The organism is Bacillus cereus group sp. BfR-BA-01331 (genome assembly GCF_022663915.1).
Classification (GTDB): Bacteria; Bacillota; Bacilli; order Bacillales; family Bacillaceae_G; genus Bacillus_A; species Bacillus_A mycoides.
In genome coordinates this window covers 43,692-69,510 of sequence record NZ_JAKUGJ010000014.1, presented here as the reverse complement: position 1 = coordinate 69,510, position 25,819 = coordinate 43,692, and the positions used below count along the sequence as shown (strand labels likewise).

Sequence of the window (25,819 nt, the reverse complement as noted above, 5' to 3'; positions counted from 1 at the left end):
AACACCTCCATTGAATTTGCACACTAAATATGCGAATTCAAGAGGTGTTTTTTCATGTACCATCAGATAAGATTTCCTGCTTTATTTATTTCTTGATACGTAGCTATTTTCTAGTACACAATAACTGGATCATTAGTGTTCAAACTATCATATACAGTTTTTGCTACATTAGGAAGAAGGTTAACACACCCGCCTGATCCTCCTGTTAAATAAGCATTATTTGCCCAGTCTTTTCGCCAGCCTGCATCATGGAATCCTTGGCCGCTATTTGTGAATGGAACCCAGTAATCTACTTTAACTGCATAATCAGCTTTACCTACTGCGCTGCCTTTGAGCGTGTATGGTGTTCGTTTATATAGAACGTACCACACACCTGGTGATGTATCTTCACTCGTGCTATGTTTACCAGTTACTACATTTGTTGTGACGACTAATTTCCCATCTTTATAAATCCAAATTTGTTGATCTGCAATTGAAACTTCCGCATACGTGTCTCCGATGCCATTATTCGATGTTGTTTCATAACCGATACCTTCCTTCTCCCAACCATTTCCATGGATATTAGAAGCAGATAGCGATTTTTCACCCTTTTCAAAAGCTTGTTGAACTTGTTTTGTTTCTTTTTCAACATCTAGTGCCCAGCCGTAGCCTTGTCCTTTTACTGATATGACCGAACCGGAATGGGTTTTAAAGCTGAAATTTTTATTTAATGTTGATTTAGCATTATTAATTTCAGCAATCTTATTCTTAATGTCGCTCGCATCGATTGTAACTTTCATATCCTTTGACATAGAAGCATTTTGAATTAAATCTTTCGCTTTTAAAGGATACACTTCATTCTGCACTTTATATTCAACTGACTGCCCAAGAAGATTCTGTAGTGCTTTCTCCTCTTTTTTAACAATCGGATCGTCTTCTTTAATAGGCTGTATGTATGTAGACTTCAGATGAATTTCACTTTTATACTTCTGCTTGTCGTAATCTTTCAGTAGACTAGTAACGTCATACTGTTTTCCATCAACGCTCTTCGAAATAACAACTTTTCCTTGTTCCAGCTTAGCCATAGCATCTTGAGGCGCTTGTAGTTTTTCATTCATAGAGATGAGCTTTTCTTCTACAAGTTTTTTCATCGTTTCACTACGATACTGATCCGCCTTTTCCGGTAGCACTGAATATTTTTTTTCCTTTGAGGAAGGGAAAAATGTCCACTGGCTTTTTAATAGTTTCTTAACTTGAGGCAAATCTTTTTCCGTAAGTTCCGTTTTTGTATCTTTTTCATCTAAAATTTGTTGTTGATCAACATAGACTTTGTTTTCTAGTCCAGATGTTTTTAATTTCTGTATTGCCTGATCAGCGTTCAGACCACCGACTTTTGTGTCATTAATCGTAACATTTGAATTGAAGTGAGTTGCCTGATAATAACTCATTCCTCCAATGAGAAGTACAATTACACCAACACCCGCTGCAATAAGCTTCCAATTTGTAAAACGTTTGCTTGATCTTACTCGTTTTCTCTCAACTTCTTCAACTGATTCATTTATTGGATTATTGTTCATCAATCTTTCCCCCGTATACATTAACGTCAATCGATTTTAAACTAAAACCATTGACTAGTGTACCTTATTTTTCCTAAAATTTCATTATTTTTAAAAAGATTTTATCGCATTTAATTGATTAAATTCGTATTTTTCAATAGTACGATACATTGAATAACCCTTTACAAGTAATAAAGTGAAACTTTAATCAACTGTTACACCAAGGGATTTAGCTAAATCTCTTGTGAAAGCTTTTTCTCTTTACGTAAAATACGAAGTATGTTCTCCATTTTTATGAACATCACCCCTAATTTTCCCAAAAACTTTTACATTATTAGTTTATATAATTCTGTTATTAATGTTCACATAAAAAAACGTAGAGGAATCCCCTACGTTTTTCACTCACTCCTATTTTCAATATTTTTCAATGCAAATTTCACTGGAAGTTTCTTTGATTTGATAACTACCAGATAAAAGCTCCCTTGTCTAACTAATCAGCAAAAAAACTTGTAGGAATCATTATCTAGAGTTTTATTTTTCTCTATCGATTTAACCTCTCGACAGCTTCCGCGCTTGTATCTACACGTTTAACGAAAAAAACTAATAGCAGTGCAACAACATTCATGCCAAGCGCTACATAGAATGAATATTGAATTCCCGATAATAAAGCCTTCTGAGTTAATATTGCCTTCGTAGTTTCTGTGAAGGTTGTTGGATCTACATCAGCCATTAGGCTCTCAGCTTTTGTTGTTGTTACAGAATTCATAATCGTAACAAGAATAGCAGTACCAATCGAACCGGACACTTGTTGAGCTGTATTATTAACAGCCGTACCGTGCGGATTTAAGCGAGTTGGCAATTGATTAAGACCATTTGTCATAAGTGGCATCATCACCATTGCCATCCCAAACATCCGCAGTGTGTAAATAAGAATAATATGTGTGTGACTAGAGTCAATTTGCAGGTTTGCCAACATATAAGTTGAAACAGCTGTAATGGAAAGTCCTACTATGCCAAGAATCCGAGGGCCATATTTATCAAATAGTTTACCTGTAATTGGTGACATAACCCCCATTATTACCGCACCTGGAAGCATCATCAGCCCAGAGTTCAGCGGCGAAATGCCACGGACGTTTTGTACATAAGCTGGTGTTAAAATCATACCCGAAAACATGGCCACCGCGTTGACAATTGCAATTACAGACGCAAGTGCAAACATTGGGTACTTGTAAACACGTAAATCCAATAACGGCTCATTCATTTTTAATTGACGGATAATGAAAGTAATTAGGGCAATAGCGCCTATGATTAAGGTTGTTAAGACAACTTTATTCGTCCAACCATCGGAGCTTGCAGCACTGAATCCATATAACAAACCGCCAAAACCGACAGAAGATAATAGTAATGAGAGATAATCAAGTTTTGCATTTTTGTTTTGTCTCATGACATTCTCCGATTTCCAAATCCCTAACAGTAAGCTAATGATTGCTAACGGTAAAATCATTTCAAAAAGCAAACGCCAGTCATAATACTCTACAATATAACCTGATAGTGTCGGTCCAATTGCTGGAGCTGTAATCATAACTAATCCAAAAATCCCCATTGCTGTTCCCCTTTTTTCTCTTGGAAAGCTTACTAGCATAATATTCATTAACAAAGGCCCCATGACTGAAGAACCTGCTGCTTGAACCATCCGGCCAGTAAGTAATAAACCAAAGTTCGGTGCTAAAGCCGCTAAGGCCGTACCAAGAATAAAAATCACCATAGATATAATAAATAAGCTCCTATTGGAGAAGCGGGTTATTAAAAATGCTGATGCCGGAATTAATATACCACTTACAAGCATATACCCTGTAGAAAGCCACTGGATCGTTGAATAATCTTTAATGTCTAAATCCTTCATTATTGATGGCAAGGCTACATTTAAAAGCGAGTTGTTTAGAAATGAAACAAATGCCCCAATAAAAAGGATTACAAGCATTAAATATGGTGGTTTTCTTTTATGTAATGTTTCACTCATATATTTATTTGCCCCTTCATTATAAATTCCATTGATTCGTTTAAGTCGTTTGCATATCTGCACAAGAATACATTGTCCTTGCAGTATTTTGCCAAACTCTTCGAAGGGATATTCTCTTTTTAGCAATTCTAATTACTCAACATAACATTTTAAAGTCTTTTTTATTGATTAAACCTTTATAAACATTTAAATAAGATTTTGAATGAATATTTAAACACGTTTGTTAACCGAAATTAAATTAGGCTGAAATAAACAAAAGGAGAAACTGAAAATACCTTTCTAAAATAAAGTGAAACTTTAATCAGTGGGACTTTTACAGGCAGTCCCCCCAAACTTCTTTGCTTTCGCTGAATTTTGAGGTGGCGGTGTCTTACTGCCCACAAATAGCGGGATAAATCAACAAGACCACACACCCATTCTTTTAAATACGGGCTTGTAAATCTAGTTATGTAACCATCCATAAAAAGGAATATTACATAGGCTAAGTCTAACATTACATTTTTAAAGTGAGGGGAATAAGCTTATGCACCAATATTGGTATTTGGATTCAAAGGGAAACGGGGAACAATATAATAACCAAATTTCAATGTCATCATTATATTCACAGCCCCAAATAACTAAAGCTGAGGAAATGAATGGTCTGAATATTCCTGAAAATCGGAGTTGTCGAATCTATCCATTTGGTTGGGATTCACCAACCAATTATACGGGTTTCAATCCCGGGCCCCCTTTCTCTTGGGGTCAGCCAATCCATTATGCAGGGATGATGCCCCAAGGACATCCTGCTAATTGGACTCCATTACCAGGCCATGCAGGTTTTAATTTTCAAAAACATCCCTTCCCTTCGGCTCAACCATTCAATCATACAGGGATGTTCGCACAAGGTCATCTTGCCGCTTTACTATCGCCGCCAGCCAAGCCTTTTAATTTTAATACCAATAACTGGGGTGTTTTTGGAAACCCTCCAGGGTGGGGAGGACAGGTAAGTCCCATGGGATGGGGGAATAATGGAGGTAACGGTCAGGCAGGAATGCTTGGAAACTTACTTACAGTAGGAAAAGGCACCATGAATGGAATAGGAATGCTTAGTAGTCTAATCGGTATGGGGAAGTTCTTCTTTTAGTTAATTAGAACGGGAGGATAGGTCCATAGCCCAGACTTAAAAATCATTTCCTTTTCCATTGATTTAATCTTCTCAAACATGCCCCCTCAATGTATTTATTGTATGCTTCCAATACTCCCTCCAAGTTCGTTTCCTCGTCTTTCAAATTATAAAAACATCTGTTACCTTGTATCTGATAAGGGATAGTTGAAGGTGATTGCATCTGTTAGCTTAATAGAGATGTGGTCGCACCAACAAAACGCGAATTTCGTACGCTAAGATTCTTTCAACATAAAGATTGTTGATAACTTGTACGTGTCAGTAATACCATCTAGCTGTAGAGTGCCGAAAAAAAGTGAAGCGAACAAAATATTAATCTCTTTCTCCCTATTTTAGAAAGAGTTGGAGTAGATTACGTAGTTCCTTTCGCATATTTCATAGTAACTTTTGCTGTTATAGCAATTATATTAGCGGTTATCTCATTTTGTAGTCGTACCGAAAAGAAAATTTTATCTATCATCGGTTTAACCTTTACGTTATTTAATACAGCAATTATTTTACTTTTCCTTTGGTTCGGTTACCATTTCACATAAAATAAAAATTAGGCGAAGTAAGGGAAGTCCTTTGACTTCCCTTACTTCGCCTTTAAAAAATAATTAGTGAATATCTCACTATTTTTTACACAATTGTAATTATAGTGTTTTTTGACATTTTATCATTATAAATTTAAATGGAGGCTTACTTGCCATATTTTTATGTGGCTCCACAATTTCCGTAGTTTCCATCAGTCCATATTTTCCAAAGTCTTGTTTTACCGAGTCAACATCATAAAAATACATTTTTACCCCTTCCATTATTTCAAAGTAGTCTTTACCCAGTTGTTTCCCCTTCCCAAACATTGGGGCATCTTTAGAAATAGTAGTAAAAATCATATATCCGTTTGGTTTTAACTGACTATAACAATCTTTAATAAACTTCTCTCTCTCATCCTTATTCAACAAATGAATAAGTGCATAAGAAAATATGCCATCATACAGTTTGTTATCAAAAGGCATATCCGTAACTGAACCATGGAAGAAATTAGCATTAATTTCATTTGCCCTCGCCAATTCAATCGCCGTTTTTGAAATTTCAATACCTGTTACTTGTATTTCGTTATCAATAAAAACCTTTGCATTTCTACCGTACCCAATACCAGGAATCAATATATCCTTCACTTTCTTTTCAAGGAAAAAATCCTTCGTCAAAATTGCGGAATCTGCAGCTTCAAATCCCCACATCATTTGATTTTCTATAAAACTTGCTTCCCAAAATTCTGTCATACATCAATCTCCTTTATATATCATTGTTTACCGTTGAATGTTGAAAACTCATCGCATATTCACGAAATTGTATCAAATTTCAACATTAATTCAAAACAAAAAGCATTGGATATCCAATGCTTTTTCACACTTACGCAAACAGAGACGTATTCGCATATAAAGCTGGTGAGCCACCTGAATGTACGAATAAAATGTTGTCCTCTTTATTAAATTTACCTTTTCTAATTAAATCGATTAGTCCCGCTACTGCTTTACCTGTATAAACTGGGTCAAGTAAAATACCTTCAGTTTTCGCAAGTAACTGAACTGCTTCCACCATTTCTGGTGTTGGTAACGCATAACCTGGTCCTACATATTCATCAAAACATGTAACAGCTTCGCGTGAGATAAAGTTTGGAATACCTACGTGAGCTGAAGTTTCATCTACAAGTTTTGCTACTTTCTCTTCTTGCTCCGCTTTTCCTCTACTTACGTTAATTCCGATTACAGGAATTTTACTTTGCGTTCCGGAAAAGCCAGTAATTAAACCAGCATGCATACCAGCGCTACCACTTACACAAACAACTGAACTGAAATCAATTCCTTGCTCGAATGATTGCGCCATAATTTCTTGCGCACAAGCAATATATCCCATTGCGCCAGTAGGGTTTGATCCACCAACTGGTATTACATATGGTGTATTACCTTTTTCACTTACTTCTTTCGCTACTTTATGCATCTCTTCCATAAGGTCTGTTCCGTTTGGTACAACAATTACGTTTTCAGCACCTAATAAATGATATAAGAAATAGTTTCCGTTAAAGTCTGGCTTTTCTTCTGGCTCAAGCCCTTCTTCTAACACAAGAATACATTTCATTTTTTCTTTTACCGCAGCTGCAAGTGTTAGACGGCAATGGTTTGACTGAATACCACCAGCTGTAATTAACGTATCTGCACCCTTTGCCTGTGCATCCGCAACTAGAAACTCTAACTTTCTCGTCTTATTACCGCCAGCTGTTAAACCAAGTAAATCATCTCGTTTAAAATAAATAGTCGGCCCACCAAGTGCTTCAGAAAAATTGTTTAATTTTTCAATTGGTGTATATGATTCTGTATATTTTTTTCTCGGAAATTTAGCTAAATTCATCAATAACGCTCCTTTTATACTCTTTCACAGTAAATGTAACCCTACTATTATTACATGGAAAAATGATGAAGTCACCTTTCTGGATTAAAAATGTATCAAAATTCGGTACATGCAATTGCATTTACGATTTTAACTTCAGTACGGTACATGAAATTTATATTAGCGATTGTTCAAATATATCGACTTACCGACAAAAAACGACAAAACAAAAAGAGCCCACTTATTAAAAAGTAGGCCCTTACCAATCACTTATTTGCCGAAAAACGAAGTAGCTGCGTTAATCCTGGTTCTAAATTCATTTCGCCTTTATGGCGTACGTATACAGTTTTGTTCCCATCAAATTTTGGAGGGTTCCCTTTACTGTATGTGTGCCACTCATTCGTTCCTTCTACATTGTACTCCATATACTCTGTTGCACCAGCGATTACGTTTTTACTATCATCAGCCGTTACATCTGGTGCCATTTGTGCAATTTTTGCATCACTAATTAATAAGTTCTTTATACCTTTATCACGTTTATAATCGTAAGCCGTTACGACAACATCGTTACCATATGCTTTCACTTGCAACCCTTGTTTAAAAGAAGATCCATCCGGAGCATGAATCTCGCCGCCATTTGGACCAGCTGACCTCCATCCTGTTTCAATGCCGCCCGTATTTACAACTGTAAATCCTTTTTCATCTCCGCCTGCAATTTTCTTTTTACCAGCCCAGTCTGGTAAATTTAAATCCCAGTGCGTATGGCTCGTGAAAAAGACAACTTGCGGGTAATCTTTTAATATATCGTACAATTTATCCACGTTTAAATAGTCATTTAAATACGGTGATTGTCTTGAACCAGATACAGAATCAGGTAAAACGTGATGAGAAAAAATAAAAATCGGCTTATTTTTATCTTTTTGACTGTAGTCTTCTAAATTTTGTTTTAGCCAACCTAATTGTTCCTCACTTAAGTACACTTGATCTGACATTTTTGAATCATGGTACCTCATATATTTTTCTGTCCCTAAAAATAATAGTGGATAACCATCTAATTCTTTTTTATGGTACACCTTTTCTTGTCCACTAAATTTCAAATATCGATTAAATAGCGTTTCTTCTGCTACACCGTTTGGCCATGTACTTTGAGATAACTTTCCATCAGCTGTCCATTTCCCAGCGTAAAACTCATGGTTCCCAATAGCCGACCATACATTTTCCGGATGCTTATTTTTGTTTAACACACGCTTCACATCATCATATTGTGACTGCTGTCCTTCTGGCGTTATATCCCCATTCATAATAAGTGCTCTAGATAGCGGCGTCACTTTGTTCATATCTTTTAATACGTGATCAAAATCCGATAAATCCCCTTGAATGTCACTAATTACATTAAACAACGTCGCTGTTTTTCGTGCTTGTGCTTGTTCTTTTCCCTCAGCATTCATCGAAAACGTTGGTAATAACACTGCCATAACGGCTAACGAAGCAACTACCTTTTTCATACAATTTCTCCCCCTAATAATAAAATGTATAAACTGACATGTTCTGCTTTCTCTTAGATGCTTGCCCAATTCACATTATAAGGAGGGATTGTAAAGATAGATGGAGTAAAAATTTAAGTATTTTTTAAGAGATTTTGTCTTTTTTACACTACGCATTTAACAATTGGCACCAATTGTTCTATTTACCTATTAATATTAAATGAGTGTAAAATCACACGATTAATCTCGTAGTTTGATACGTTGTGTTTTAATCTATTTTACATAATCTCAATAAAATACTTTACCTTTTCAAATTCTCTTCATTTAATCCTAACAACTCCGGTAAAATAAAAGGTCCATCTTTTCTTATCAGTACGTCATCAAACCAAATTTCACCCCCTCCATACTCCGGTCTTTGAATGTTTACTAAATCCCAATGTATCGCTGATTTATTCCCATTATCTGCACCTTGTAACGAATCTCCAATTGCTAGATGAAAACTACCATTTATTTTTTCATCAAATAACGTATTATTCATCGGGTGTAATATATAAGGATTAAAAGCTAGTGCAAATTCTCCAATATATCTTGCTCCCTCATCCGTATCCAGAATTCGATTTATTCGCTCTGTATCATTTGCATATGCATCTATTATTTTCCCCTGTTTCATATGTAACTTTATATTTTGAAACGCATAACCTTGTTGAACGGATACTGTGTTAAATGTTATTACTCCATTTACTGAATCTTTGACAGGTGCTGTATACACTTCACCATCAGGTATATTATCCGTTCCATCTCCTTTTAAAACGCCAATTCCTTCAATTGAAAACTTCAAATCCGTACCTTCTCCAATAATCCTAACTTGCTTTGTCTTTTCCATTAATTCTTTTAACGGATTCATTGCTTTCGACATTTTATTGTAATCTAACGTACATACATCATAATAAAATTTTTCATAGGCCTCAGTGCTCATATTCGCTTCTTGCGCAGACGCCGCATTCGGGATTCTTGTTGTCACCCATCTTGTTTTATACACTGCTTCACTATGAGCTTTTCCAAATATCTTTTGATATAATTTCATTTTTTCTGCTGGTACATCTGCTAATTCATATGCATTTCTAGGGCTACGGAGATTAATATATACTTGCATCTTACTTAAGCGATAACATTCCCAATCTGCAAATACCTTAAATTGTTCTTCAGATCCTGACAAAATCAATTGCCTCGTAACAGAAACATCGCGCATTGATACATGCGCATATCCCCCTGCTTTTTCCACAGACTTAATAATTTCACGAACTACTGCCGGATCTATTTCTGTAACACTTTGGATCAACACTTGATCACCAGGCTGCACTTTCGTAGAATGATTGACTAACACATCTGCTAATTTAGATAATCCTTGCTTCACTACACTCCTCATCCTTTCATTCCCGTTTCAAAAACGTAATAAAAAAGAGAAATAACCTTTAAGCATTTCTCTTTTCCAGCCACACGATAGATAGAAAATAAATCATTAAAAATATAATATATAAATTCCATAACGAGGGTATTGCAGCTACACTCAAATACAGAGTTCCTGGTAACAACCAAATGCTACAAACAATCATGAAAGTCTTATGCCTTGCCACTGCCGCAATTACTGCTAGAAAAGAAGGAAGTAAGAACATGAAAAACACAGTAATATATAAGTCTTTATCAAGGAATTGCTTACTATACGGATTGAAATATAGAAAAACAATTGAAAGGATAAAGATACTTTTAGCAGCTACTACCCCTATATAATTTTTCATCATTCCCCGCCTTCCAATAGCAATGTACTTAATACTTTCCATTCCTGCTATCTATATCTTCCGCTCCATACAGAACTCTCTTTGGGTTCACAACAATTAAAACAACTGCAACTACTAAATAAAAAATCGCGTTATGCATGATTAGATCGATTAAGTTTCCGTTTATGATGCCAATAAAGACATTAAAGAATTGATGGATAATGATTGGAATGATTAGATTTTGATTTAAGTTATAAAATGCAGTCATGACGATTTTTATAGATATGATAGAGATCATAAAAAATAGAATATATTTAATTAGGTCCATGCCTACAAATCCTGTAGTAAACCAAATAGGTAGGTGCCACATTCCCCACCAAAAACCAATAATTAGCGAAGCTTTTAATGGTGAATACTTCTTTTGAAGCTCAATTTGTGCAAAGCCTCTCCATCCTAGTTCTTCTCCCAATGGCCCCGCAAGAAAGTTTTTAACAAAGAAATAGATTAGCATTCCCCATGAAGTGACAGTAAAAATAGAGTCTACTTTACTATTTTTAGATACGAGAAATAAAATTATCAAAAATATGAAGGCTTGAATCATAATTGTAGTAAGCAGCACAGAAAATTTAAGTTTATTCTTGAATTTCTCTTTTACAAACTGTATAAAGCTCTGCCCCGGATAGATTTTCTTAAATAGCACGGCAAAAGCAAAAGTTGAGGACCAAGACGATATACAAAACATTACATCAAAAACCCATGCTGGGAATCCTAGCATACTTATAGCACCTACAAGCAAAAAAAGTGGCAGAAAAATGATATTGGTTAGTACGATAAAACTCGCTACTGGTTTTTTGAGTTTCTTTTCCCTATTCATGCACAATCCCCATTTCAAACTAAGTATTTCGTAAACATAATAGTAGTTATATTTACAGATACTTTCAGCTTAAACCTGGGGGTTACTCACAGGTCAATACATACCTTCATTATTTTATAGGTGCATAAATCTCTAAAAATATACGCTCAAGTTCCTCTTCATATGTGGTAAGTAATATATTTATATACACTAGCCCCAAAAGTTCATGTCCTTGTTCTATTGCTGCTTTTCTTAAACTGGATTCTACATTATGATCAATACTTTCCCCACCAGTTGCCCACCTTCCATCTTCAATAACTGTATAAATACATTTTGGATGCGATAGAATTTTTCCTTCCACTCTTTTATCAGAGTCCTCTACTTTTCTTACAATAATAAATTTATCTTCTATAATACCTTCTTCATTGAAACGTATAACTCTTCGTAAAGATGTTAAAGTAACTGCTTTTTTTAAACTATCCTTACTCTTTTTCAAAGATTCATATTCATCATACGCAGTAAAATGCTCTATTTCTCCGTTTACTTCTAAAGGCTTCATTTCTTTTACTACGTATTCCCCTAAGAATTGCTTTATTTTTTCGCAATCTTCTTTTACAATTTGAAGCTTTTTTAAAAGAAGTTTTTTATATTCTATCTCCTCTAAAACTTCTTGTTCTTTCTCTTCCAACAATGATTTTATTCCCTCTATATTCTTACTTTTTCTTAATTCCTGAATTTTTTTTATTTCGATATCCATTTCCCTATAGAAATTGACCGTTGTTATATCATATATATCAAAATGATTATATTTTCTATATCCATTCTCAATATTTTGCTTTGGCTTGACCAAATCTTTTTCCTCATAAAACTTCAAAGTATCTCTAGATACATCTAAAAATTTAGCAACTTGTCCAATTGTGTACATTACGTTCTCCTTTATCATTGCTACTTAATTTATTACATTCATACTTCATATTCTTTAAACTATCGAATTCCCCTTCCTATTAATATTTCCCCCTTGTTTTCACACAAAAAAAGACACAGAGATTTCTCCCCATGCCTACTAATCCTCTACTTCTTCACCGCATGCACATAATGCACCGTCTCAAAAGCTTCTAAATAATCGTTTCGTCCTTCAAAATATAATGTATGAATATCCTTTGGTGCTAAGTGCTCATAAATGAGTAAGCCCGCCTTCTCTAATAGTGCTTCCATTTCGGTATAAGAAAAACATGATTTCATCGGTTCTCCGCCTATCTCAGCCATCTTTATCATATTTTCAACTCGATTGGATAATCCTTTTTCCGTAAATAAATTTTCATCAGGATAATCGAAAACGATAGAACTTCCTGCTGGAACTATCTCGAATAAATATTCTATTAAACTGGAAAGTTCCTCTTTCGTTAAATAATACGTAACACCTAAAAGACTAAAGAAAGTTTTTGTATTTTCAAATCCTTCATTACGTAACTTTTCATAAGAAAATTCTTTTGTAAAATCCATCGAAACAAAATGAAGATTGCTTGGAATTTCAAGCTCTGCTTCTTTCACTCTTTGTATTTTAAACTCTTGCGTAGAAGGATGATCAACTTCAAATATTTCTATTTTATTCTCTAATTCTCGGTGTCTAAAACTGAACGTGTCTAAGCCTGCACCGAGTATGACGTATTGCTTCGCGCCTAATGTAATTTCATGTAATAGCACTCTTTCACAATATGCTGCACGTGCCAAAGGTGTTGGTGATAATTGAACTTGTGTAATCCATTTTAATATTTCTTGTGGATTACCTTGAAACTTCTCTGCAATGTCTGTATTGAAAAAATGTATTCCTTGAACCATATTCGTTTCAATATCGTTACGTTCTTTTTGTGGAATGAAATCTTTAGCTACATAATCATCAAAGATTTTAGAACTATCAAATTCACTATGATACGCCCTTCCGAAAGCTGATACTAACGACGTTACACTTGCTTCACCTTTTTTCACGCACATACACTCCTTCATTTTCACAACAAAAATAGGGTCCCCCTGGCCAGGAGAACCCTATTATACACTTTATTTTTATATTGGTAAATTATAGCATAAATAAGTTTTTTTGTCAAGTTTTCCGCCCACTAACACTCCGGCACTTTGTATATTCTCCGCAGGAACATCGAAATTATATACACAATTTTCCGAATTATTTATTCATTCTTTTTTGAGCAGTATTAGTATCTTGAGATACTGGTATGTGTTCGGTAGCTCTAGATAAACCGGTTTTTGGCATATTAACATAGATCGCTTCAGAAGCACCCTTTTCTATTTGATATGTCTCGTGAAAAACACCGACACTCCCATTATCTTTAATCTTATTATTGTATGATTTCCAAGCATATGAATGGTTTTTTCCGTGAGCATAGTTTACTAATTCGTCGAATCCCTTCCAGTATTGAATTAAGATTACTTTTCTCCAACTAAATAAGAATTCTGTATGTAAGAAACCCCATTGTGGATTTTGATATAATTCTTTAATCATAGGTCCCATAGCATTAAAAACTGGTATCCACTTCCAAAATTTTAATAGGTTATTAATACGCATACCAATAATAAAAACAACAAATTCTTGATCCTTGCTATTGGCTATATGCCTGCCGTTAAAAATTTTAGCCCCCACTTTAATCCCCCTTTTTTACTGAACATAAATAATGTGCAGCTCCCAAATAAACCATAACACTTTTCCATGAATTTTCCAATTGATTCAACATAGATTATGAAAGGCTGTACTTAACAATAAAGGGTATATGTTTCCTACCTTTTTATTATTAACAGCTATTTTTAATATTTGTTCTAGACCTCCTTTTCACCAGGCACATTTCCATAATATATTTCAATAACGATAGCATTGTCGCCCCCTTTCTAAACAGAATATTTTTTAGTTCATTTGAGTTAGGACAACATCACATCACACTTTTCACATTAGGGGATTATTGGATAAATAAGTTTTTCGGTGAAATTTCCAGCCCATTACTACTCAGCCACTTTGTATTTTCTCCGGCAGGAAAATTGTCGATTCACACCGAACATTCCAGATTATAACAATACATATGGAGGCCAATATGAAACGATTAGTCATTATTACAGTAGGAAAAACCCACAGTGGAAAAACAACATTTGCTAAAGAACTAGAAAAAAAGTTACCCCACTCTTTCGTTATGGATCAAGATAGCCAAGCAGAATTTATTAACACGCATTATGAAAAATTACAGCCAACTGAAGGCCTTAATACATTTAAGCACGCTCTTTCGAAATTCATTGTTGATTATGCAAAAGAACATACAAATTTACACCTTATCATTTGCAACTCAAATAGAAGCCGAAACGGCCGGATGTATTTGCTGAATGAGCTGTTTAAGGAAGAGGAATATGTACGCATACTCGTTCGTTTTGACATTCCAGATGATATTCTTTATGAAAGAGTAGCTCGTAGTAAGCGAAGTATAAATATATTTAGAGGTAACTATTCCAGTTTCAAAGAAGTACTCGTTCGGCAACAGGCTGAATCTCAACATGAAGATGTAGTAGATCCTGTAGAAAATGAAGCTGATTATTTGTTTGTTATTCGCGATAGTAAAGATGTGAAATCTACTATAGAAGAAATTGTTCATCTTGCTGAAGATTTGTCCCCTATCCCAAAATAAAAGACTATAAGAATCACATAATCATAGATTATTATGCAAATACTTCCTCTAGGCGCCGAACATGGTATATAATAATAAAATAATCTACTTCTATATGCTCAATTTTACACAAAACAGCTCATGCATATGAAAGAAAAGAGGTACAAAAATATGAAAACAAAACAAACAATCGCTGCGTCTACACTAGCTTTAGCAATGATTGCTGGCGCAAACTCTACTCATGCGGAAGTAACTGATGCTACTCCCCAGCAAAGTACGGGAGATCGCTTAGCTGAAATTAAGCAACATAGACAAGAGTTAGATGCGAAATTGCAGCAGCACAAAGAAAATGTGGGTCAAACATTAAATGAACTTAACCAAGTTAAGGAAAATGTTGATACAAAGGTGAATGAACTACATGAACGTAAACAAGTTGCAGATGAAAAAATTGGCGAGATTAAACAACATAAACAAGAGTTAGATGCAAAACTTCAGCAAGACAAACAAATCGCCGAAGATAAAATCGCTGAAATTAAAGAGCATAAGCAAACTGTTGATGAAAAGGTTAATGAGATTAAAGAACATAAACAAACTGTTGATGAAAAAGTGAATGAAATTAAGCAGCATAAAGAAAATATCGATGCAAAGTTTAATGAGCTTAAGGAAGTAAAAAAACAGGTAGATGACAAATTAGCTGAGTTAAAGAAAGCGAAACAAACTGCTGAGGACAAACTTGCTGAAATTAAAGAAAATAAACCGAATACAGGTAACACATTAGAAGAACTTAAGAAAATTAAAGGCAATTTAGATAGTCTTTCATCTAACTTAGAACTAGCTAAACAAGATGTGAAAAACAAATTAGCTGAGTTACAAGAAGCTAGACAAGATTTACTAAATAAAATAAACGAAATGAAACAAGCGAAACAAACTGTTTCAGACGATTTAACAAAGAAAAAACAAGACTTAGATATTAAAATAAACGATTTTAAACATACTGAGAAAAAAATTGATGACAAATTAGCTGAGTTACATACAACGAAGCAAAATGTAGATAACAAAATTAATGAAGTATCACAACCTAAACACACGACAGTGAATAATAACACTACAACTACTACTGTTCCAGAGAAAAACAATGCTAGAGAACTTCCTAACGCTGGTAGTGAACAATCAAGTAACGTGCCACTCGGAATGTTATCCATCTTAGGCGGCGTTTTATTACTTGCGCGTAATAAAATTAAAAATTATTTATAAAACCGTTATAATTTATATTATATAATCTACTGTCCCTTCTCTAAGAAGCCTATGTATAGGCTTCTTAAGGAAGAGACCAAATATACTGGTTATCCCTCTAAAGTTAGATTCTATTTCTATCCACATATCATTTGTTGTAAAGGCAAACCCTTCATTGTTTCAATATGATAATCCCCCCTAAAAACATATATATCAATTATTTTATGAAATTCCAAACTTATATTAGTTCCTTATGCTTAAACAAAACTGAAAAACTTTCACTCATACTGTACTCAACTAAATTATGCTGACAGGAAAGTGTACAATTCTTTAACATTGTTAACTCTCAATTCATACACTACTAATAGTACTTGTGTAGCAATAAAATTTTCCAGATCAGCTAGACTGCCACATATTCACCCTCTACTAGTGCCTACAGGATATTTTCATCCTCCCTCCCATAAAGTCCTTATTCTTCTAATTACTACATGACCCTGTTCCATTGCTACATTAGAACGACATCTATAAATATATATAAGGAGTGAAATACATGGGTTCAACAAAGCTCACAGGACGAGTCATTTATAAAGGAGATCCTGGCTATCTAGAAGCTATTAAGAATTGGAATCCTTACGTTGATGTCTTCCCCCTCGTCTTTGTTTTTGCACAAAATTCATATGATGTCAGTAACGCCATTAAATGGGCTCGCGAAAATCATGTTCCCTTACGTGTCAGAAGCGGTCGGCATGCGCTAGATAAAAATCTTTCTGTAGTAAATGGCGGCATTGTTATCGATGTAAGTGATATGAACAAAGTTAGTTTAGATAAAAAGAATGGTATAGCAACCGTTCAAACTGGAATTCACGTCGGTCCACTTGTAAAAGGACTAGCTAGGGAAGGTTTCATGTCACCGTTTGGAGATAGTCCAACAGTTGGAATTGGTGGCATTACAATGGGCGGTGGATTTGGAGTAGTCTCACGAACAATCGGTCTAATAAGTGATAACCTTATTGCTTTGGAAACAGTAGATGCGACAGGCCGAATCATTCAAGCAGATCTATGTTGCAATAAAGATTTATTATGGGCTTCTAGAGGTGGTGGTGGTGGGAATTTCGGATACAATACTGAATATACATTGAAGCTTCACCGTGCCCCTAATACTGCCACAGTCTTCAATATCATTTGGCCATGGGATCAATTAGAAACTGTTTTCAAAGTGTGGCAAGAATGGGCTCCTTTTGTAGACTCACGATTAGGATGCCTACTTGAAATTTACAGCAAAATAAATGGACTTTGTCATGCAGAAGGTATTTTTTTAGGTTCAAAAAACGAGCTTATAAACTTATTAGAACCTTTAACAAGTGCTGGAACTCCAACACAAATTGTTATAGAAGAATTACCCTACCCAGCCGCTATAGATTTCTTAGATCCGGATGAGCCAATCCCTGGTCGATCTGATCAGAGCGTTAAGTTTTCTTCGGCTTGGGCACTTAACCTTTGGCCGGAAGAGCCTATTTCAATTATGAAACAATTTTTAGAAGAAGCTACTGGAACGGAAGCTAATTTCTTTTTTATTAATTGGGGAGGTGCTATAAGTAAAGTACCTAGCAATAAAACAGCTTTCTTTTGGCGTAGCCCATTATTCTATACGGAATGGACTGCTAGTTGGAAAGATAAGTCCGAAGAGGCTGCAAATCTAGCATCAGTTGAAAGAGTACGCCAATTAATAAAACCTTATGTAACTGGTTCTTATGTTAATGTTCCAGATCAAAACATCGAAAATTTCGGACAAGAATATTACGGATCAAACTTTGCTAAACTTCGGAAAATAAAAGCAAAATATGACCCTGAAAATCTATTCCGTTTTCCACAAAGTATACCACCCTCTTCCTCTTGTTAATGTATGACAAAATAAATAAAGCCTCTTTAATTTAAATAAAAAAAGGAACTCTTACAATCGTAAGAGTTCCTTTTTCATCATACCAATTGCCCATCTCTAAGCGTCAATATACGATCACATACATCGAGCATTCTCTCATCATGTGTAATCATAATTGCTGCTTTTTGACTTTCTTTCACTTCACGTTTCATCATTTCAACGACTTCACGTGCGCGTTTTGAGTCTAAGCTTGCAGTTGGTTCATCAGCTAATATTAAATCTGGGTTGTTCATGAACGCACGAGTGATTGCTACCCTTTGTTTTTCCCCACCCGATAGTTGATTTGGATAATGAGTTTTTCTTTCAGATAATCCAAATGCTGCTAGCAAGTGATCCGCACGTTTTTCTGATTCTTGTTTGTTTTCTTTTTTTAACTTTGCAATGTAAAGCAATTGTTCTTTTACATTTAAATATGGAACAAGATTTGCGAACTGGAAAATGAAGCCGATTTTTTTCAAACGAATGTCTGTCATTTCCTTTTCTGATAACTTCGTAATATTTTGCTCACGAATGTAAATATCCCCTTTTGAGGGTGATAATAAAGCACCCGCGATTGATAATAACGTACTTTTCCCTGATCCAGAAGGACCGACGATCCCGATAAACTCTCCAGCTTTCACATCAAGCGACATCGGATGAAGGGCTGTTACTTCCGTATTCCCTTCTCCGTACACTTTACTTACTCTGTCTAATTTTAATAATGAAGTCATTACATCCCGCCTCCAATTGCTTCTAATGCATCAACTTTTAATACTTGATATAACGAAATAAGTGTTCCTAAAATACTAATTACGATAAAGATTGCTGCATATTGCGCAATCATCGGTGTTGTTAATAAGAACGGCATACCCGCTGGTAAAATTTGTTCTAATCCTTGTACAAGGACAATACTAATTACCATCGCAACGACTGATAAGAATAATGCCTGCACGACTAAGCTATTTGCTAAATAAGAATTCTTTGTACCGATTGCTTTTAATACACCTAATTGTTGTGTTTTTTGCAGTGTAATGACGTAGAAGAATACACCGATTAGTAACGCAGCGATAACAAGTAAGAACGCGATAATCATCGTTAATGTTCCTTGCTCTTCTTTAAATCCTGGAATACTTTGTAATACTTCTTTTTTGTCGATAACATGTGCATTTTTAATTTCTTTATCTGTATTAAGCGCAATTGCACTATAATCTTTTTGGTTTGGTTGTGAGATGGCGCCCCATACGTCTTCATTTACATAAACGACTGGTGTATGGCTAAACATTTGATCTTTCGTAAATCCTACGATTTTAAATTCTTTCTTTGAAACAGGATCAATAATTGTATCCCCAATATCGATACCTTTTTCTTTAATTGATTCATCGGCAACCATCTCGTTGTTTGCTGTACCCAATTTCTCACCTTTTACAATTTTCGGTTCTAAAAATGAATCACGTTCACTTGAGAAAATAGCGACATCAACTTTTTTCGAACTATCTTTCTTTTCATAAGTTGAAACTTTCACACGAAACGGAACTGCCTCTTTCTCGCCTGCTTGATTTACTACGTTATCTACATCTTCTTTCTTAATTTGTGAACGAAGTAATTTATTTTCCGCATCATCCGCTAGTACAAATTTATTTGCCTCCATATTTTGAATCGATGAAGCATTATCATATGATAATCCATTTGCTAATCCTGAAATTACAAGGACTAAAAATGATAATAACACCATAATAAGTCCGATTAATCCGTATCTTAATTTTGATTGTTTTAATTCACGCAGAGCTAAAAACATTTCGCTCGCTCCTTCCTATTACTTTCTATGCACTTATCATAAAAAAGAAATATGAACGGAATATGAACAGAAGATTACAGAAGAAAGATTAAATTTTCAGAAAGTATTGAAAACAAATGAAATCCTTGATACAATTCAGTCAAATAATCTTGACCGAGTAATTTAATTCAAGGAGTTGATCATTTTGAAGCCCATGTTAACACTAACTACTTATAGCCAACTAAAAGCAATGAGCGATCCACTACGTGTCGAAATGATGATGCGTCTATGCGAACGTCCTTATACAGGACAACTACTATCTGAGAAATTCGGCATTTCAAGGGCGAAAATTCATTATCATTTAAAAGAATTAGAAAAAAATGGTTTTATAGAGATCGTTTATACAGAAGAAAAGAATGGCATCGTTCAAAAGTTTTACCAATCTGTCGCTAAAGGCTTCACCCCTGCCGCAGACCTATTACCTCATTTAGAAATATTAAGCGAATCAAGTCGCCAAATCTTTTTACAAATGACGGAAAGAACGAAACTTCATATTCTCGCTGCACCAGAAGAAGCTTTTACATTACGAAAAGTAAGCGAAGACCCAGCTGAATGGAATTACGTTTCATCCTGCTGGGAGTTTGATGCCACGCCAGACCAATTTCAAGTGTGGGTGAAAAAGTTTTATGAAGTGATGTCTGAATTAAACGAGATCACAAAAGACGCGGATAAAGATCCAAATAGTAAAGCTTATTATATTTCTACTACTGCACTACAAATCGACGAACGAGCAATGCAGCGATTTGTTAAAAAAGAAGAAAAATAAACTTGTCGGCGTTTGTCGATAAGTCGATATTTCATGTCGAAACGTCGATATATTTCATTTTGCGTCGATATAATCAAAGTTGTGTTCGATATAATTTCATTTACAAAAAAATCGTAATACGATTTTTTTTACACCAACGGTCAAATTTATTTTACCGAATAATTTTTTTATAAAGGAGTAGATTAAATGGACATATTGAAAAACCGGAATTTCCTCTTATTATTTTTAGGGAGAATTTTTACAAACATAGGAGATAGCTTGTATTATGTAGCAGCGATGTGGCTCGTATATGAGCTGAGTGGTGATCCTTTTTATTCTGGATTGGCTGGTTTCCTTACATTATTACCTTCTGCATTACAATTTCTTACCGGTCCATTCGTTGATAGATGGTCTATCAAAAACACCCTCGTCATCACACAAGTTTTGCAATGCATTCTTATATTAATCATTCCAATTACACACTACTTCGATCTATTAACAGTTCAACTACTACTCATCATCATGCCCATCGTATCCTTTATCGAACAATTCGCCTATCCCGCACAATCAAAAGCTTTACCACTTCTACTGAATAAAACACAATTATTAAAAGGAAATTCACTCTTTTCATTTGCGTATCAAGGCATTGATTTAATTTGCACGACTCTTTCTGGAATATTAGTCGCTCTACTTGGCGCAATCACTTTATATGTAATCGACTCTTTTACATTCGCGGTTACTGCGCTTTTATTTATTTCATTAAAAATACCGAAACAAACAGAAACCAATGTAGACTTTCCTGCTGAAAGCAACAAATCCTTTTCGGTCAAACAATATTTCTCTGAATTAAAAGAAGGCTTTTCAATCGTCTTTCGTTCTTTAATGAGAGTATTCTTAATCGGTTCAGTTGTCGCTAATTTTTCAATTGGTATGACGATGGCAATACTCCCTTCTTTCGCTGATTCTTTAGGTGGTGTGAAATTATACGGCTTCTTTTTAGCTGCTATATCAGCCGGTAGTTTAATTGGAGCACTATTCAGTTCATGGGTTGGTAAACGTAATGTTGGCCGTGTCTCTATTATTAGCTTTGCGGCTGGCGCTTTCTTTTGGTTTCTTTCTACGATTGTACCGTTTCAATGGTTATCTATTTTTTTATTCGGCTTAGCTTGGATACCAATTGGTGCGATAAACGTATTATTTGCGACGATCAGTCAAATGGCAACTCCAAATCAATACCTTGGACGCATCAATTCAGTCATGCGAAGTATGGGTACAATCGCTATGCCGTTCGGTTCTTTAATTGGTGGATACACTGCAAATGTATATAGTAGCCAACTCATTTTCGCACTCGCTAGCATCGGAATTTTATTCATTTCTCTCGTATGGCTGTTACATCCGAAATTACGTTCATTACCGAAAGCTGATGAGATTACAGCGGATACTTTTGGAGTTCGGTTTAAGGAAGAACGTGGGAAAGATACTGCTTTATAGCAGAAAGAAAATATTATCTAATCCGTAATGTGTAGTTATAATAAAATTATTTAATTTTGTATGTAAGATACTTCACTTCACTAAAAAATATAACAATAAAGTTGTTTAAAAATCTAAGTTTTATTCAACAATAGCGCCCTCTAATGGAATAACTAAAACGTTCAGTTAACGATTTGATGGCCATTCCCTCTGTATCTTCCTTAATTGAATAATTCGGCCTGTACGATAAGCATCATGAAGCATGGTGTCCAGTAATTTACCCTCAAATGAATTTTGTTCAAGCTCTTTTTCGGAAAAGGTAAAGCCTGTATCGTTGATTACCAAGTAATCGTTGATACAGGCTTTTTTAATGTTTGTTCAACTAACTCATGCGTTAGTTCAATAAGATTTTATTAATCTCTGTCCTATATTCATCTTCATCAAATACGAATTGAGGTATTAAATTACATATCATAAGGTTCAAGCTTCAAAATAAATTCTTCAACATCCTTGCCTCTTGCGTTGGAAAAACCCTTATCTTCAGAGATGATTTTAAACCCGCATTTTTCCAATACCCTGATGGAGGCGAGGTTATCTTTAGCGGAACGAGCATAGAGTGGGCGTATCTTAATATACTCCAGAAACTCTGACAACGCTAAAGTTGCAATACCATGACCCCAATATTCCTTCCCAATCCAGTAGCTTACTTCGGATTCGCCGAACTGTTCAAAGTTCGAGACGTGTCCAGTGACAATGCCATTCAATAATATAGTCTTAATTGTGATGGTCTCGTCAGCGATAATTTTTGTCCAATGGTCAAAAAATGAGTCCTTATCAGTGGGGTCTTTAGCTGTAAAGGCAGCCATATAGTTCGCCGTTGAATCTAGTTGTTGTTCGAAAAAGATAGGAAGATCTTCCTCTATGATATCTCGTAGCTTCACTTCGCTTTTGCTAATGGATTCCATATAATTGACAAGCTCCTTAACATATTTTTGAATATAAATTCTTCAAAGTTTAGAGAAATTCCTTCTTCAACTATGCCAGTTAGTTGAATTAAAAAGTTTATTTATTGGCCAATGGTATAAAGTCCAAGTTTTCATCCCTAAGATAGTACATTGTCCCATTATCTGTTTGTGCTTCTCTAATGGATACAACCTCATGCTATTTATCCTTTATTTTTTTGCTTAAGGGATATTGTCATTTAGCTACTAACTCCTTTAAATACTTAAAGTCAAGGTCCTCGCACCAAGGCTACGTCCTCCACCATAAAATAATATACCTAATATCATAGATTATCTATTATGACTATGTATTTTAAATTTATCTGTTTAGATAAAAAAAGATAGTAGGGGCATTCATCCCTTACTATCTTTACTATTGATATTTATGTGTCTTTAAATATATAAGTGATGTACTTTTTTGATATTATGTGTGACATTGAATACACGTTACTACAATGATAATCATGATGTACATTCACATGTCTTCTTTTTCATTTATTTAGGAAGCTCAACCCGAACAGTCGTCCCTTCTCCTTTCGTGCTATAAACTGAAACGTTTCCTTGATGCAGTTCAACAATCTTCTGCACAATCGACAACCCTAAACCGCTACCTTCTACGTTTCTTGCCCTAGCTGTGTCTACTTTGTAAAAACGATCAAATATACGATCCATTTCTTCTTTTTCCATACCAATTCCGTTGTCTGATATAGAGATCATCACACTTGATTCTAATTCTTCTACAACAAATTCAATCGTTCCGCCGTCGTTTGAAAACTTAATGCTATTCGTAAAAATATTACTCCATACTTGATGAAGTAAGTTTTCATCACCGTTTATGATGATGTCCGGCACATCAAATTCGACAGCTATATCTTTTTCACGCCATTTCCATTCGAGCATAAAAATGACGTCTTTAATTTGCTTTTGTAAGTGAAACTCTTTAATTTGTAGAACTTTCTCTTCCTTATCTAATGAAGCGAGCGTAAGTAACTGTTTACATAAACTAGACATCCGCTTACTTTCGCCCTCAATAATTTTCAAATAATGTTTTCTTTCCTCTTCACTCATATTCTCCGATTGTAATGTTTTCGAAAAACCTTGTATCGAAGAAAGCGGCGATTGAAATTCATGCGACACGTTAGAAACGAACTCTTGCCTCATTTGATCTAATTCTTTAATACTCTTCGTCATCTTTTGAAAATTAGTCGCTAGTGTACCAATTTCATCTTTTCGATTTTCATCTAATTCAATATCATATTCACCACTTGCAATCTTTTGAGTCGCTTTCGTAAATGTTCGAATAGGACGAACGATATAACCTGCTGCGATCGCTATAAAAATGATACTTAATACAACGATGAAACCGAGTAATACCGCTAGAAAAATTCGCATCTCACCGAATTGTTGCTGAATGTCAGGGCGAATGAATAAAGCGTACTGTTTATCACCATGTTTTAGCGGTACACCGACACTATTAATTAATTCATTATCGAAAAATCCTGTAATAAAGAGGCGCGTTGGATATGTGGAAACGCCATTAAACGTCTCACCTTGCAATACTTTATGAACGGTATCATCACTAATTGTTATCTTACGAAACGCATTCCCAATACGCTTTCCATGATTTTCGTCATCTACAATATAAATTTCATACCCTAACTTCGCAATAGACTGTAAGTATGCCTCTTTATTCTCTTCACTTTGCTTTTCATATAATGATTTTACTTCTTTAGCATACATTAAAATCTTTTCACTATTGTACGGTTTTAACTTCACTTGATAATATACGTTCGTTAATAAAAAACCGATAATGCTACTAAGAAGCATAATACCGACTGTCATAAAAACAAATCTAGAATATAGTGATTTCATTTTATTTCAACTCCAACTTATAACCGAGTCCGCGTACTGTCGTAATTTGAAAATCATCTGTTCGTTTTGAAAAACGATCTCTCAGTCGCTTCACATGAACGTCAACTGTTCGTTCATCTCCTTCAAAATCCATTCCCCATACTAATTCAATTAATTCTTCTCTTGAAAAGGTTCTTCCAGGATAACTAGCAAGTTGTGATAATAATTCAAATTCCTTTAATGGAAGCAAAATCGTCTGACCGTTACACTTCACTTCAAACCCTTTTCGATCAATAGTCGTTCCGTGTAATGTAATAATATCAGCACTAAGCATTTGATAACGGCGCAATAAAGCTTTCATACGGAAAATTACTTCAGCTGGTTCAAATGGTTTTACAATATAATCGTCCGTACCAGAAATGAATCCTTTTTCTTTATCGACTAGCTGATCTTTTGCAGTTAATAAAATAACAGGTATATCATGATACTTCCGGATTTCTTCGCATAACGTATAGCCATCAACAAACGGCATCATAATGTCTACTATCGCAAGATGAATATTTTCTTTCTCTAAAACGCCTTGCGCTACCTTTCCGTCTTCCGCTTCAAAAACTTTAAAGCCCTCTTTTTGTAAATGGTAATGCAATAACTCTCTAATATGTTTATCATCATCAGCTAATAAAATATGTATCATCTTCATTAAACCCTCTCTTGTTCATCCTTCTACATTCTTACATTAAGAAACAATTGTACTTTTTGCAAGAAAAAGAAAAACAAACTGCTATTAGTTTTTTTGAATAAGAGTTGATACATAATACGCTACAAGCCAACATTTTAAAATAAATAAAAAGAATCTATTTTGAAAAAAATTATTCAAAATAGATTCTTTCGTTTTAGTATTAAGATTATTTTAAT

The 25,819-nt window shown here is 34.8% G+C and carries 22 protein-coding genes and 1 pseudogene; 6 read left to right on the top strand and 17 right to left on the bottom strand.

Annotated elements, in window-relative coordinates; all coding sequences use genetic code 11:
• Positions 1-110: 110 nt before the first annotated feature.
• Together MR155_RS21450 and MR155_RS21445 are read right to left on the bottom strand one after the other, a co-directional pair.
• Positions 111-1,556, bottom strand: a complete 1,446-nt coding sequence (locus tag MR155_RS21450) for a L,D-transpeptidase family protein (protein WP_133116657.1) — start codon at positions 1,554-1,556, stop codon at positions 111-113.
• Positions 1,557-2,076: 520 nt separating this feature from the next.
• The gene (locus MR155_RS21445) at positions 2,077-3,555 is read right to left on the bottom strand and encodes a DHA2 family efflux MFS transporter permease subunit (RefSeq protein ID WP_242311040.1); all 1,479 of its coding nucleotides are present in this window, start codon (positions 3,553-3,555) and stop codon (positions 2,077-2,079) included.
• A 523-nt stretch (positions 3,556-4,078) separates the two neighbouring features.
• Here MR155_RS21445 and MR155_RS21440 point away from each other — a divergent pair.
• A complete protein-coding gene (locus MR155_RS21440; RefSeq protein ID WP_242311039.1) occupies positions 4,079-4,678 on the top strand; it encodes a hypothetical protein in 600 nt (199 codons plus the stop codon).
• 671 nt (positions 4,679-5,349) lie between these two features.
• Here MR155_RS21440 and MR155_RS21430 read toward each other — a convergent pair.
• The 9 genes from MR155_RS21430 to MR155_RS21390 form a co-directional block, all read right to left on the bottom strand.
• Complete coding sequence (locus MR155_RS21430; RefSeq protein ID WP_242311038.1) at positions 5,350-5,979, bottom strand: class I SAM-dependent methyltransferase; 630 nt, start codon at positions 5,977-5,979, stop codon at positions 5,350-5,352.
• A gap of 130 nt (positions 5,980-6,109) precedes the next feature.
• Positions 6,110-7,105 carry a D-cysteate sulfo-lyase gene (cuyA, locus tag MR155_RS21425; RefSeq protein WP_242311037.1) on the bottom strand — a complete coding sequence of 332 codons (996 nt, stop codon included), beginning with the start codon at positions 7,103-7,105 and terminating at the stop codon, positions 6,110-6,112.
• A gap of 245 nt (positions 7,106-7,350) precedes the next feature.
• The gene (locus MR155_RS21420; protein WP_242311036.1) at positions 7,351-8,589 is read right to left on the bottom strand and encodes a DUF4073 domain-containing protein; all 1,239 of its coding nucleotides are present in this window, start codon (positions 8,587-8,589) and stop codon (positions 7,351-7,353) included.
• 280 nt (positions 8,590-8,869) lie between these two features.
• The gene (locus MR155_RS21415; RefSeq protein ID WP_242311035.1) at positions 8,870-9,982 is read right to left on the bottom strand and encodes an aminopeptidase; all 1,113 of its coding nucleotides are present in this window, start codon (positions 9,980-9,982) and stop codon (positions 8,870-8,872) included.
• 58 nt (positions 9,983-10,040) lie between these two features.
• Positions 10,041-10,364: a hypothetical protein gene (locus MR155_RS21410; RefSeq protein WP_242311034.1), complete on the bottom strand. Its 324-nt coding sequence runs from the start codon at positions 10,362-10,364 to the stop codon at positions 10,041-10,043.
• 28 nt (positions 10,365-10,392) lie between these two features.
• Entirely contained in the window at positions 10,393-11,217 is an 825-nt protein-coding gene (locus MR155_RS21405) for a CPBP family intramembrane glutamic endopeptidase (RefSeq protein WP_242311033.1), read from the bottom strand.
• A 109-nt stretch (positions 11,218-11,326) separates the two neighbouring features.
• Positions 11,327-12,121: a MerR family transcriptional regulator gene (locus tag MR155_RS21400; protein WP_242311032.1), complete on the bottom strand. Its 795-nt coding sequence runs from the start codon at positions 12,119-12,121 to the stop codon at positions 11,327-11,329.
• Positions 12,122-12,267: 146 nt separating this feature from the next.
• A complete protein-coding gene (locus MR155_RS21395) occupies positions 12,268-13,188 on the bottom strand; it encodes a class I SAM-dependent methyltransferase (protein WP_242311058.1) in 921 nt (306 codons plus the stop codon).
• A 187-nt stretch (positions 13,189-13,375) separates the two neighbouring features.
• Entirely contained in the window at positions 13,376-13,849 is a 474-nt protein-coding gene (locus MR155_RS21390) for a DUF4188 domain-containing protein (protein WP_002128099.1), read from the bottom strand.
• A 430-nt stretch (positions 13,850-14,279) separates the two neighbouring features.
• On the opposite strand from MR155_RS21390, the gene MR155_RS21385 reads away from it, so the two are divergent.
• From MR155_RS21385 to MR155_RS21375, 3 genes are all read left to right on the top strand, one after another.
• On the top strand, positions 14,280-14,873 hold the full coding sequence (locus MR155_RS21385) for an AAA family ATPase (RefSeq protein ID WP_242311031.1): 594 nt from the start codon (positions 14,280-14,282) through the stop codon (positions 14,871-14,873).
• Positions 14,874-15,023: 150 nt separating this feature from the next.
• Complete coding sequence (locus MR155_RS21380) at positions 15,024-16,106, top strand: LPXTG cell wall anchor domain-containing protein (RefSeq protein WP_242311030.1); 1,083 nt, start codon at positions 15,024-15,026, stop codon at positions 16,104-16,106.
• Between the two features lie 529 nt (positions 16,107-16,635).
• A complete protein-coding gene (locus MR155_RS21375; protein ID WP_242311029.1) occupies positions 16,636-17,985 on the top strand; it encodes an FAD-binding oxidoreductase in 1,350 nt (449 codons plus the stop codon).
• Between the two features lie 77 nt (positions 17,986-18,062).
• Here the strand turns inward: MR155_RS21375 and MR155_RS21370 are convergent, their stop codons facing one another.
• Positions 18,063-18,734 carry an ABC transporter ATP-binding protein gene (locus MR155_RS21370; RefSeq protein WP_242311028.1) on the bottom strand — a complete coding sequence of 224 codons (672 nt, stop codon included), beginning with the start codon at positions 18,732-18,734 and terminating at the stop codon, positions 18,063-18,065.
• Positions 18,734-19,798 (bottom strand): ABC transporter permease, encoded by a 1,065-nt coding sequence (locus tag MR155_RS21365; protein ID WP_002185435.1) that lies wholly within the window; start codon positions 19,796-19,798, stop codon positions 18,734-18,736. The genes MR155_RS21370 and MR155_RS21365 overlap by 1 nt, the downstream gene beginning before the upstream one ends.
• Positions 19,799-19,982: 184 nt before the next feature.
• Here MR155_RS21365 and MR155_RS21360 point away from each other — a divergent pair, with 184 nt between their 5' ends.
• Entirely contained in the window at positions 19,983-20,603 is a 621-nt protein-coding gene (locus MR155_RS21360) for an ArsR/SmtB family transcription factor (RefSeq protein ID WP_242311027.1), read from the top strand.
• Positions 20,604-20,789: 186 nt separating this feature from the next.
• A complete protein-coding gene (locus MR155_RS21355; RefSeq protein ID WP_242311026.1) occupies positions 20,790-22,073 on the top strand; it encodes an MFS transporter in 1,284 nt (427 codons plus the stop codon).
• 165 nt (positions 22,074-22,238) lie between these two features.
• Here the strand turns inward: MR155_RS21355 and MR155_RS21350 are convergent.
• From MR155_RS21350 to MR155_RS21335, 4 genes and pseudogenes are all read right to left on the bottom strand, one after another.
• Positions 22,239-22,367, bottom strand: a pseudogene (locus MR155_RS21350) (DinB family protein); the annotation flags it as partial.
• Positions 22,368-22,516: 149 nt separating this feature from the next.
• A complete protein-coding gene (locus MR155_RS21345; protein WP_242311025.1) occupies positions 22,517-23,017 on the bottom strand; it encodes a GNAT family N-acetyltransferase in 501 nt (166 codons plus the stop codon).
• 531 nt (positions 23,018-23,548) lie between these two features.
• Complete coding sequence (locus MR155_RS21340; RefSeq protein WP_242311024.1) at positions 23,549-24,925, bottom strand: sensor histidine kinase; 1,377 nt, start codon at positions 24,923-24,925, stop codon at positions 23,549-23,551.
• Between the two features lies 1 nt (position 24,926).
• Complete coding sequence (locus MR155_RS21335; protein WP_000781971.1) at positions 24,927-25,604, bottom strand: response regulator transcription factor; 678 nt, start codon at positions 25,602-25,604, stop codon at positions 24,927-24,929.
• Between the last annotated feature and the right edge of the window lie 215 nt (positions 25,605-25,819).

Excerpts from the sequence above, each read along its gene's own strand:
- MR155_RS21410 (WP_242311034.1), bottom strand. The coding sequence starts at position 10,364 with ATGAAAAATTATATAGGGGTAGTAGCTGCTAAAAGTATCTTTATCCTT.
- MR155_RS21375 (WP_242311029.1), top strand. The coding sequence starts at position 16,636 with ATGGGTTCAACAAAGCTCACAGGACGAGTCATTTATAAAGGAGATCCT.
- MR155_RS21405 (WP_242311033.1), bottom strand. The coding sequence starts at position 11,217 with ATGAATAGGGAAAAGAAACTCAAAAAACCAGTAGCGAGTTTTATCGTA.
- MR155_RS21335 (WP_000781971.1), bottom strand. The coding sequence starts at position 25,604 with ATGAAGATGATACATATTTTATTAGCTGATGATGATAAACATATTAGA.
- MR155_RS21355 (WP_242311026.1), top strand. The coding sequence starts at position 20,790 with ATGGACATATTGAAAAACCGGAATTTCCTCTTATTATTTTTAGGGAGA.
- MR155_RS21340 (WP_242311024.1), bottom strand. The coding sequence starts at position 24,925 with ATGAAATCACTATATTCTAGATTTGTTTTTATGACAGTCGGTATTATG.
- MR155_RS21345 (WP_242311025.1), bottom strand. The coding sequence starts at position 23,017 with ATGGAATCCATTAGCAAAAGCGAAGTGAAGCTACGAGATATCATAGAG.
- cuyA (WP_242311037.1), bottom strand. The coding sequence starts at position 7,105 with ATGAATTTAGCTAAATTTCCGAGAAAAAAATATACAGAATCATATACA.
- MR155_RS21370 (WP_242311028.1), bottom strand. The coding sequence starts at position 18,734 with ATGACTTCATTATTAAAATTAGACAGAGTAAGTAAAGTGTACGGAGAA.
- MR155_RS21365 (WP_002185435.1), bottom strand. The coding sequence starts at position 19,798 with ATGTTTTTAGCTCTGCGTGAATTAAAACAATCAAAATTAAGATACGGA.
- MR155_RS21400 (WP_242311032.1), bottom strand. The coding sequence starts at position 12,121 with ATGTACACAATTGGACAAGTTGCTAAATTTTTAGATGTATCTAGAGAT.
- MR155_RS21430 (WP_242311038.1), bottom strand. The coding sequence starts at position 5,979 with ATGACAGAATTTTGGGAAGCAAGTTTTATAGAAAATCAAATGATGTGG.
- MR155_RS21380 (WP_242311030.1), top strand. The coding sequence starts at position 15,024 with ATGAAAACAAAACAAACAATCGCTGCGTCTACACTAGCTTTAGCAATG.
- MR155_RS21450 (WP_133116657.1), bottom strand. The coding sequence starts at position 1,556 with ATGAACAATAATCCAATAAATGAATCAGTTGAAGAAGTTGAGAGAAAA.
- MR155_RS21395 (WP_242311058.1), bottom strand. The coding sequence starts at position 13,188 with ATGTGCGTGAAAAAAGGTGAAGCAAGTGTAACGTCGTTAGTATCAGCT.
- MR155_RS21445 (WP_242311040.1), bottom strand. The coding sequence starts at position 3,555 with ATGAGTGAAACATTACATAAAAGAAAACCACCATATTTAATGCTTGTA.
- MR155_RS21440 (WP_242311039.1), top strand. The coding sequence starts at position 4,079 with ATGCACCAATATTGGTATTTGGATTCAAAGGGAAACGGGGAACAATAT.
- MR155_RS21385 (WP_242311031.1), top strand. The coding sequence starts at position 14,280 with ATGGAGGCCAATATGAAACGATTAGTCATTATTACAGTAGGAAAAACC.
- MR155_RS21420 (WP_242311036.1), bottom strand. The coding sequence starts at position 8,589 with ATGAAAAAGGTAGTTGCTTCGTTAGCCGTTATGGCAGTGTTATTACCA.